At 62.6% G+C, this 8,852-nt stretch carries 11 protein-coding genes and 1 pseudogene; 3 read left to right on the top strand and 9 right to left on the bottom strand.

Annotated elements, in window-relative coordinates; translation table 11 throughout:
* The 6 genes and pseudogenes from A2J01_RS28055 to A2J01_RS28030 all read right to left on the bottom strand — a co-directional run.
* A pseudogene (locus tag A2J01_RS28055) lies at positions 1–192 on the bottom strand (allophanate hydrolase); the annotation flags it as partial.
* 17 nt (positions 193–209) lie between these two features.
* A complete protein-coding gene (locus A2J01_RS28050) occupies positions 210–911 on the bottom strand; it encodes a GntR family transcriptional regulator (protein WP_064114038.1) in 702 nt (233 codons plus the stop codon).
* A gap of 76 nt (positions 912–987) precedes the next feature.
* The gene (locus A2J01_RS28045) at positions 988–1,521 is read right to left on the bottom strand and encodes a carboxymuconolactone decarboxylase family protein (protein ID WP_003941526.1); all 534 of its coding nucleotides are present in this window, start codon (positions 1,519–1,521) and stop codon (positions 988–990) included.
* Entirely contained in the window at positions 1,518–2,324 is an 807-nt protein-coding gene (locus A2J01_RS28040) for an SDR family NAD(P)-dependent oxidoreductase (protein WP_042923321.1), read from the bottom strand. Before A2J01_RS28040 ends, A2J01_RS28045 begins: the two co-directional genes overlap by 4 nt.
* 96 nt (positions 2,325–2,420) lie before the next feature.
* Positions 2,421–3,617, bottom strand: a complete 1,197-nt coding sequence (locus tag A2J01_RS28035) for an MFS transporter (RefSeq protein WP_064114037.1) — start codon at positions 3,615–3,617, stop codon at positions 2,421–2,423.
* 9 nt (positions 3,618–3,626) lie between these two features.
* Complete coding sequence (locus A2J01_RS28030) at positions 3,627–4,616, bottom strand: LLM class flavin-dependent oxidoreductase (RefSeq protein WP_064114039.1); 990 nt, start codon at positions 4,614–4,616, stop codon at positions 3,627–3,629.
* A gap of 227 nt (positions 4,617–4,843) precedes the next feature.
* Between A2J01_RS28030 and A2J01_RS28025 the strand changes: the two genes are divergently transcribed.
* The 3 genes from A2J01_RS28025 to A2J01_RS28015 are packed head-to-tail and all read left to right on the top strand — an operon-like array spanning position 4,844 to position 6,717.
* Complete coding sequence (locus A2J01_RS28025) at positions 4,844–5,473, top strand: SipW-dependent-type signal peptide-containing protein (RefSeq protein ID WP_007735401.1); 630 nt, start codon at positions 4,844–4,846, stop codon at positions 5,471–5,473.
* Positions 5,474–5,480: 7 nt separating this feature from the next.
* Positions 5,481–6,098: a hypothetical protein gene (locus A2J01_RS28020; RefSeq protein ID WP_230359616.1), complete on the top strand. Its 618-nt coding sequence runs from the start codon at positions 5,481–5,483 to the stop codon at positions 6,096–6,098.
* A 10-nt stretch (positions 6,099–6,108) separates the two neighbouring features.
* On the top strand, positions 6,109–6,717 hold the full coding sequence (locus A2J01_RS28015; protein WP_064114036.1) for a signal peptidase I: 609 nt from the start codon (positions 6,109–6,111) through the stop codon (positions 6,715–6,717).
* A gap of 352 nt (positions 6,718–7,069) precedes the next feature.
* On the opposite strand, the gene A2J01_RS28010 is transcribed toward A2J01_RS28015, so the two are convergent.
* The 3 genes from A2J01_RS28010 to A2J01_RS28000 form a co-directional block, all read right to left on the bottom strand.
* Positions 7,070–7,291 (bottom strand): hypothetical protein, encoded by a 222-nt coding sequence (locus A2J01_RS28010; RefSeq protein ID WP_042923314.1) that lies wholly within the window; start codon positions 7,289–7,291, stop codon positions 7,070–7,072.
* Between the two features lie 114 nt (positions 7,292–7,405).
* Positions 7,406–7,906: a hypothetical protein gene (locus tag A2J01_RS28005; protein ID WP_064114035.1), complete on the bottom strand. Its 501-nt coding sequence runs from the start codon at positions 7,904–7,906 to the stop codon at positions 7,406–7,408.
* A 205-nt stretch (positions 7,907–8,111) separates the two neighbouring features.
* A complete protein-coding gene (locus A2J01_RS28000; RefSeq protein ID WP_042923309.1) occupies positions 8,112–8,801 on the bottom strand; it encodes a GntR family transcriptional regulator in 690 nt (229 codons plus the stop codon).
* Positions 8,802–8,852 lie beyond the last annotated feature (51 nt).

Raw genomic sequence — 8,852 nt, 5'->3', positions numbered from 1 at the left:
GGCGACCAGACGCCCAGCCAGAGGAAGATGCTCGCCCGTGGCGATTCTGGCTTCGACCGAAGCGGCATCGGCAAGCACATCTTCCTTGCGGCGCAACGTGATCCAGACTTCGGGGCGATCTACTTCCTCGATCCGCTGGAATGCCTGCTCGACCCGGGCTGTCGGGGTGAAAACTTCTGCTGCGATGGTCATGGTGTGTACTGCTCCGATCAGTCCGTGATGTTGGCGAGTGAGAGCGCGGTGATCGCGCGGGTCACCCAGTCGAGGACGACGTCGAGAGACTCGCCGATGTGCTGGTGCAAAAGCGTGCGGGCCTCGGGCAGATTGCCGGCACGTAGTTCTTCGAGGATTCGAATGTGCTCCGCGATCGAGGTGTCGATGCGGCCGTTGACCATGAAGTCGTACATCCGAACGTGCCGGATACGGGAATTCACCGACAGCAGCGACGCGACCAGTTCATTGTTTCCCGACGCCCTCAGTACGGCGACGTGGAATTCCTCGTCCAGTTCGACGAACCCCGGTTCCTGAGCGGGCGGATCGAGAGCCAGGGCACGCCACCGCACCAATTCGTCGTCGAGGATTGTTCGGTCGTGCCGGATCGTCGGATCTGCGATCGCCCGGGTAATTCCTTGTAGTTCCAGCGTGATTCGGAGTTCATACAGATCTCGGATCCGCGGGATACTCGGGCGCACGGCGGAGAACCCGTACTCTTCCCGGCGCAGGAGTCCATCGGCGCACAGCATCGTCAACGCTTCCCGTACTGGTGTGCGAGAAATGCCGAAACGCGTGGAGAGTTTCGGTTCCGTCAGGCGCTGATCGAACCCGATAGTCCCGTTGACCAGTTCGGTGCGTAGTTCCCGGTAGACCACCTCACGCAGTGGCTCCGGCGCCGTATTCATCCCTGTCGACATACCTGTATACGCTATTGATCAGGTGTTTCGTCCAGATGTCTTCGGGTTAGAGCTGAGTTACGGCCGCCGCGGAACTTCAGGAGAAGTCGCGCTGAACCCGCAAGGTTCCGATCGTGGTGGCCAGGCCGTCGTACTGAGTGACCAACAAGGTGAATTCGATCAACCGACGATCGTCGAGATGCTGCGAGAGCGTTCCCCACGTGTCGTCGGTGACGTCCTTGGTGGTGACCAACTCGTCGACCGCAGTCAAGATCGCACGGTGACGCGGACTCAACTCGGAAGCGCCAGGGCCCTCGATGATTCGGGCCAGTTCTTCTGCGTCGATTCCGGCTTTGCGGCCGAGCCTGATGTGGTGATCCATCTCGTAACCGCAGTCCCGCAGGTGCGCGACCCGCAGGATGATCAGTTCGGTGTCGTGGCGAGAGATCTTGCCGCCGGGCATGAGTGAGCCGGAGTAGTGCAGCCAACCGCGGAAGAGTCCGCCCGTGCGCCCCAAGGTGCTGAACAGATGCGCATCGGGTGCTCCGGCAGCCTTCGACAGGACACGCCAGATTCCCCAGTTGATCGGACCGAGGTCCTTGAATCGGCCGGGCGGGATGCGGGGGTTCATGCGACTCCACGGATGTGAGAGGGACGGAGGTCGATAGCTCGTTGCGCGATGTGGCGAACCGCGGCGCTGCGGCGGGGCGCGTGTACGCGTGACTTCCGGCCGACGATACCGCGCTCGAACGCGTCGACGGCGTCAGCGACGGTCGTGGTGCCGGCGCTGGCGAGGGTTCCGCGTGCTCCGTCGAACGACAGTGCGGTGGTATCGGTGTCGATGTCGCCGATATACGCGACGCCCACCTTGGTGCCGAGGTGTTTCATTTCCAAGCGCAACGCGTCACCCAAGGCTTCGACGCCGGCGCGCGAAGCACCGAACGGTCCGCGAAACGGATGCTTGGCGGCGCCGTGAGCCGAGGCGACCACAAGGGCGTAACCGTTTTCGTGACTGATGTGCGGACCGGCTGCGCGCAGGGTGTAGTACGTGCCCATGAGATTGACTTCGACGGCGCGGCGCATGTCCGCAGGGTCGCCGCCGAGGATCGACGAGTTCGCCTCGACACCGGCATTGGCGACGACGACGTCGATGCCTCCCAGCTTCTCAGCGATGTAGTCGACGCCGCGAGATACCTGCTCGAGGTCGGCGACGTCGCACAACTGCCACGGCGCGCGGCCGCAGGAAGTGGCGACTTGTTCGAGAAGTTCAGGCTCGAGGCCGAGCAGTCCCACGGACGCACCACGGTCGTACAGGCGTCTGGCCAGCGAAGAACCGATATTGCGGGCAGCGCCGGTGATCAGGATGCGCCGACCCGTCAGGTCGTCCGCACTACTCTTGGCCGATTCGGCCTTGCCCGCCTCGCTCTTGCCCATTGCTGTGTCCCTACGCAGTGACCTTCTGGTCCTCCGACGCTAACACCGCCGGGTAGCTGCGACTGCAAGTACCGCCAACTCCGTCCGAACGGGTGTTCAGACCGATGCGGCTTCGAGACGCGGACGTGGCGTGGAAGCCTGGGGCGACCGCAATCGACGGAATCGGACCACGGCAACGACGGCGGCAACAGCGGCGAGGATCACCAACGGCAGTGACGGACCCATGGTGGGTTCGATGACGACCAGTAGCACCGGCAGTCCGAATCCGAGATAGGTGCCGACGTAGAAGATCCCGGTCAGGGCGCCCCGCGAGGCCGGGGGAGCCAGCGACTCGAGGTCGAGCAGTCCCTCACGCAGACACAGTCCGTAGGCCGTACCGAGGACGAGCGCGCAGACGATGAACAACCCGAGCGCGGGGTGTGCGCCGCCGACGGCGACAAGGCAGTATCCGAGCGCCGCCAGTGCGGCGCCGACCGTGCCGGCCTGAGGACCCCAATTGCGATGGCGCGCAGCGGTTTGAACCAGGATTCCAGCACCCAGAGTCAGCGCCGCCGCGAAACCCGGAAGGAGAGGACCTGAGTAGCGGTCCCCGAGCCTGGCCGTCATGGTCACGAAAGACACTGTTGCGCTGGCGAACACCCATGGCGCCAACGGAAGTGCCCAGAGCAGTGCGACCTTCACACCGGTTCCCGACCGCTCTGCACGGTCGGGAATCTGTGTGAACATTGCAGCTTTGGTGGGAGCAGGTGTACGACTCCACACAGCTGCCGCGGTAACCGAACCCACCGACAAGACGGCCGAGACGACAAAGGGCGTAGCGAGTGGGAAGGCGGCAAATTGTGCCAACAGACCCGAAAACAGTGGTCCCAGTGCAAAACCCGAGGTGAGTACTGCGCCCGCCAGCACGGTTCCGGACTTGCCGCGAAGGTCAGCCGTCCACGCGGTGCCGGCGCCGATTGCCAGACCGGCACCGATACCGACAACGAGGCGCCCGACCATGAGCCCGGGCGCGTCGTGCCAGAGAAGAAGAATCAAGGTTCCGAGCGAGGCTATGAGCGCTCCGGGCAGGACGACTACAGCTCGGCCGACGCGATCCGACAGTGCTCCACCGGTCAACAGGCCGGGTAGGAGTCCGAGCGCGTAGATACCGAAAACACCGTCGAGCACGGTATGCGAAAGGCCCTCGTCCACCCGGAGAACCGGGATGAGCGAAGCAAAGTGGTTGGCGGCCCAACCCGTCGAAAGTAGAACTGCCAGTACCGAGATGAACCCGCGACGGGATGGATCGCCCATACCGGCAGCTTAGGCGGGTACCAGATCGCTCACGTCGGCGAGGAGTTCGAACGTGCGTAACCAGGCCTCGCGGTTGGTACCGGTCGACACCGTGATCAGCTCGTCGGCCTGTGCATGCTCGGTGAACTCGTCGAGGTAGGCGCGGACCTCCGTGGGCGTGCCGATGGCGCTGTACTTGGTCATCTGCAGAACCTGCTGACCCGCGGGGGAGTCGAGCAGCATGTCCGCTTCGTCGTCCGTGAACTTGCGTCCGCGTCCGAGAAGAAGGCTGACGCGCGAACGCTTGGCCGCGAGGAAGTCCTGCTGAGCCTGCTCATGGGTGTCGGCGGCGATGACATTGACGCCCGCGATGACGTACGGCTCCGCCAACTGCTCCGACGGCTTGAACTCGCGTCGATAGATCGCGACGGCGTCGCGCAGGGCGTTGGGGGCGAAGTGCGAGGCAAATGCATACGGCAGGCCGAGCATCGCGGCGAGCTTGGCTCCGAACAGTGACGATCCGAGAATGTAGAGCGGAACGTGAGTGCCCTTACCGGGAACGGCATTGATTCCGGGGACGCGCGAAGTGTCGCCGAGGTAGCCCTGAAGCTCGAGTACGTCCTGCGGGAAACTGTCCGAAGAACTCGGGTCGCGTCGCAAAGCCTGCATGGTCTTCTGATCACTACCGGGCGCGCGACCGAGACCGAGATCGATGCGACCCGGGTGCAGAGTCTCGAGGGTGCCGAACTGCTCGGCGATCGTCAGCGGCGCGTGGTTGGGCAGCATGATTCCACCGGCGCCGAGGCGGATTTTGCTGGTGTGCGCGGCGACGTGGCTGATCAGAACGCTGGTGGCCGAAGACGCGATGGAACCCATGTGGTGGTGCTCGGCATACCAGATTCGCTTGTAACCCCACTCCTCGGCACGCTGCGCCAAGGTCACGCTGGCGTCGAAGCTGTCTTTGGCGGTTTCGTTGTCGCCGATGTGGGCGAGATCGAGGATGGAAAGTGGGACGGCCATGAATGTGGTGCCTTTCTCAGCGAATAGAACGCAAACGTCGTTGGAAGGTGCAACCATCTGGCCGGCTTTCCTATTTCCGCCTGGTCAGCGCCCACGGATGGTGGCGAGGCGGACAAGGCGTGAAGTTCTTGTCTCGATTTCGGTCATTTCGGATATTTCGGATGAAATTGGGGGCTAGATTTCCCGAATCGGAGGTTCTTTCGCATTCCAAGTGAATCGAGACCAGCATGGCCACTGATCGGAAGGCTGTAAACAAGCGCAAAGTACGTGCATTACTTGCCGGAGGACTTGTCCTCGGTATCGGCGCCGCTGTCACCTTGGCGGCGTGGACAGACAACGTTTTCGGCGACGCGCAGTTCAAGACGGGAAGTTGGAATCTCCAGGGCAGCTTCGACGGACTGACGACCTGGGGTGAGTATCAAGTGGACGCTTCCGCAGGCCACTTCCAATTCAGCACGGGATTCGACGCACTCTCACCCGGAACGACGGTATACGCGCCGGTAGCGCTTCGGATCGGTCCCACGGCCAGCACTTCCGGCGCGACGGTACAACTACTCGGTGCAACGGGCGGTGATACCGACCTCAAACCCGCCCTGCGGTACTCGGTGTATCGAGGTGTCCCCTCCACGACCTGCACGGCAGCGGGAATTGGAGCAGGAACAGCATGGGTAGGCACGACAGCCAGTCCGGTGGCCTTGACGGCAGGTTCGGGTTCGGATGTCACCTTGCTAGGCACGGGCGTGCCGGTGGAACTGTGCTTCGCGGTCACGCTGCCTGCCGGAGTCGACCCTTCGATCGTGTCGGGCAAGAACACCGGGCGCTTGCTCTGGCAGTTCACCGGCCAGTCCACCCCCTGACGCCTGCGTGGTCACACGGCGAATGCGTCAGGTGTACGCACTGGCGGCCTCGGGACTCGTCCTGGGTATCGGTGCAACCACCGTGGCGGCCAGTTGGGTGGACAGCACGATGGGCGATGCATCGTTTCGCACCGGAACATTCGGAATCGAGTCGAACGTCGGCGGCGGATGGTCGTCGCATTCATCCAGTGCCCCTGGCGTTTTCACGTACACGCCCTCGGCGCTCCTGATTCGCCCCGGTGCGTTCTCGTACGGCCCGATATCTCTTCGAACAGTGCCGGTCTCGCCGGCAGCATCCGTCACTCTGCAGGCGGCCACGGTTGCCGGCGACTCCACTCTGGCGTCGGCGCTGCGGTATCGGGTGGTCAAGTCGACGACCTGTGATGCGTCGGCCTTCTCCACGGGAACACCACAATTCGTGGTGGGAAGTGCGACGGTGTTTCCGTCGCTCTCAACTGGTTCCGCAGTCGGGGCCATCGCGCTACCCACCGGTGGAGCGTCCCCGGGCGCCGCGGTGGCGCTGTGCTTCGAGATTTCGCTGCCCGCAACCTCGGCTAATTGGAGCAACTCGGCGCTGACCGGTAAAACGGCAACTCCCACTTGGCAGTTCAGTGCAACACCCTGAAGGAGCTGCAATGCCAACACATGCCCGGGCAACACATGCCCGGACGAAGAAGCGTTCGGTCCCCACGATCATCGGGGACTGCATCCTTCAGGTTCTTGCAGTCGGTGGGGTCATCTGTATCGCTTTGGTGATCTGTGCCTTCGTTTTCGACATCACACTGATCATGTTCAAGACCGGATCGATGTCGCCGACCATTCCGACCGGATCTCTGGCAGTTGTGCGGGAAGTACCGGCAGATTCCGTCGAGGTGGGCGACGTCGTCACCGTCGATCGGGGAGTGTCCGAACTGCCGGTGACCCACCGGGTCGTCTCCGCTCGTACCCAGGACAACGGCATCACGATTCTCGATCTCAAGGGTGATGCCAACGCTTCGGCTGATCCCGCGGTATACGAGGTCACCACGGTCCGAAAGGTGCTCTGGCACGTTCCGGGATTGGCGCGGGTGATCGTCTACTTCTCGAATCCTCCTGTTCTGGGGGCGATCACGCTGACCATGGCCGCTTTGGTGGTCGCGGTATTCTGGCCGCGCAATACCGATGACGACGATGATGCCGACTCGGCCGACCCGAAAACCGAACCCATTCAGGTTCTTCTACCGCCAGACGGCGGTAGACAATGAAGCGTCGCCACCTGTTTTCAGTCATCGTATTGGCAGTTGCGGTTGTTCTGGGCTCTGGTTTCTCGTCTCACCCACTCCTCGGAGAGACAGAAGCGGCGTGGACAGACTCCGAGTACGTTACCGGCCCGATTTCCACCGGTTCATGGACGACGAGTGGGTACGGCAGAGGCGCCGGCGGGCTCGGGTTGTCCAGTGGCGGAATCGTGATAGATCTTTTCGGCAGTTCGATGTTCGAAGGTGTCTCACAACAGAACACGATTGGAAAGGACCTGGACACAACCAATCTGGTGGTAGCAAAGCTACTGGGCGTCAACTCGTTGTCCCGGACCGGATCGATCTCGTCGTGCGCTGCCTACTCGGTCGGGCAGCCTGCGAGCGGCCGCTGCCAGTCGGCAATTGTTTCGGATACCGATGCGACGTCGACACTCACCTCGATGACCGTGACAGTGAACTTGCTGTCTCTACTGGGGGTTGATCTGGTCAGTGCGCCGATAGTCACTGTGGCATCGCCGATTACGGCAGGGGCTGCGTGCGATACCTCGAACAGGGCATCGGTATCGGCGAGTAGCCCCACGAATCAGGTGACGGTGGGATCTCGCGTCCTCACGATTCCACAGCCTGCCGAGAACGCATCGGTGACGGTAACAGGGGCGGACGCCACTGTGAACGCCGCTGGCTTGGCGACGATTCAATACACGAACATCAAGCTCGTGAGCACGCGAACGTCCACGGCAACAACGGCGCAATCGACGCTGAGCGTGAGTCTTTCGATGGCAGCTTTTGCGATTCTGGGGGCGCAGATACTGGGCACCACAAACGTGACATTCAATCTTGTAACGGCCCAATGCGGAATTGGCAGCGCGACATACCCGGTCACGCCGCTGAGCCTCCCAACCGGATTTGCTGCGCGTGCGGTCAGCCCGACGTCTACTTCGGTGAGCGAACCCCCGTCATCGACGACTTCTTCGACCACGGCAGCTGAGACCACGGCAGCTGAGAACACTGCAGGGATGACGACCACCGCGTCTGTGCCGACACCGACAGCAACCCCGACATCGACAGCAACCCCGACATCGACAGCAACCCCGACAACGACGGCTACACCAACTACGAGCACACCGGCGCCGGCGGATCCAATCGGGACAGCGATCCACGGCCCCGCCGATTCGAGCATCTCCGCCTTCACCACGGATACCGGACTCTCCTGCGACGTTGCGCCTGATGCGGACTACACGAGCGAAGTTGCAGTCGAATGCTCGGACGGCACAACGGGTACGGTCCCCGGTTCTGTACTCGGCCCGAAGCCAACCGTACCGGGGGAGTACCTCAGGATCCCCCTGACGAGAGACCACGTCACCGAAGTCTTCACCCTGAAGTCAGCGACACTACGCTGATCAGTTCCGCACAGCGTTGGCCATGGCGGCCAACGAGAGGGCCTGCCGAGCGCGGTCGAGGACAACCGCACGAGAGATGTCGATGTGCGACACCAGTGCCTCGTGTGCTTGCGGAATCTTGCCGTCCAGAACCAGCTCGACGACGGCGATATGTTCCTCCACGGTGGCCTTCATACGGTCGGGAGTCAGGTAGTCGAACATCCGCACGGGGCGCAGCTTCGAGTTGACGGCCTGCAAGGCGTCGACCAACGCATGGTTTCCGGACGAGGCGAGGAGCGCGATGTGGAACTCCTCGTCGAGCGTCACGAAGCCGGCGTCCGGTACCGGCATCTGTTTGAGAAATGCGTACCACTTGTCGAGTTCGGAACCGAGCGCGTCTCGATCATGAGCGGGGGCCTCACCGTCGAGTACCCGCCGAAGCCCGTGCACTTCGAGGAGTATGCGCAGCTCGTAGAGGCCACCCAACTCGTCGAGGTGCGGTCGGTACGGAAAGAGTCCATGTTCGTCGCGCTCGACCAGCCCGTCGGATTCCAACTTCGCGAGCGCTTCGCGCACCGGTGTTCGCGAGACACCGTAGAGATGAGCCAACCGTTCTTCGCCGAGTCGTTCGGATGGCGCGATCTGACCCGACATCAGATCGTTCCGGATCGACCGATAGACCTGCTCGCGCAGCGGCGGGCGCACACTCATGTCAGATTGCCATCGCTCGACGAACCGCCTCGGTGGACGTGGTGCCGCCCT

Origin of the sequence: Rhodococcus sp. EPR-134, from assembly GCF_001647205.1 — a bacterium.
Classification (GTDB): domain Bacteria; phylum Actinomycetota; class Actinomycetes; order Mycobacteriales; family Mycobacteriaceae; genus Rhodococcus_F; species Rhodococcus_F qingshengii.
Note: the sequence above shows the minus strand (reverse complement) of the source record. Positions and strands in the feature narration are given on the sequence as shown.

Bases quoted from the DNA above. Each gene is read 5' to 3' on its own strand.
- A2J01_RS28025 (WP_007735401.1), top strand. From the start codon at position 4,844: ATGGCCACTGATCGGAAGGCTGTAAACAAGCGCAAAGTACGTGCATTA.
- A2J01_RS28040 (WP_042923321.1), bottom strand. From the start codon at position 2,324: ATGGGCAAGAGCGAGGCGGGCAAGGCCGAATCGGCCAAGAGTAGTGCG.
- A2J01_RS28035 (WP_064114037.1), bottom strand. From the start codon at position 3,617: ATGGGCGATCCATCCCGTCGCGGGTTCATCTCGGTACTGGCAGTTCTA.
- A2J01_RS28050 (WP_064114038.1), bottom strand. From the start codon at position 911: ATGTCGACAGGGATGAATACGGCGCCGGAGCCACTGCGTGAGGTGGTC.
- A2J01_RS28045 (WP_003941526.1), bottom strand. From the start codon at position 1,521: ATGAACCCCCGCATCCCGCCCGGCCGATTCAAGGACCTCGGTCCGATC.
- A2J01_RS28030 (WP_064114039.1), bottom strand. From the start codon at position 4,616: ATGGCCGTCCCACTTTCCATCCTCGATCTCGCCCACATCGGCGACAAC.
- A2J01_RS28015 (WP_064114036.1), top strand. From the start codon at position 6,109: ATGCCAACACATGCCCGGGCAACACATGCCCGGACGAAGAAGCGTTCG.
- A2J01_RS28000 (WP_042923309.1), bottom strand. From the start codon at position 8,801: ATGAGTGTGCGCCCGCCGCTGCGCGAGCAGGTCTATCGGTCGATCCGG.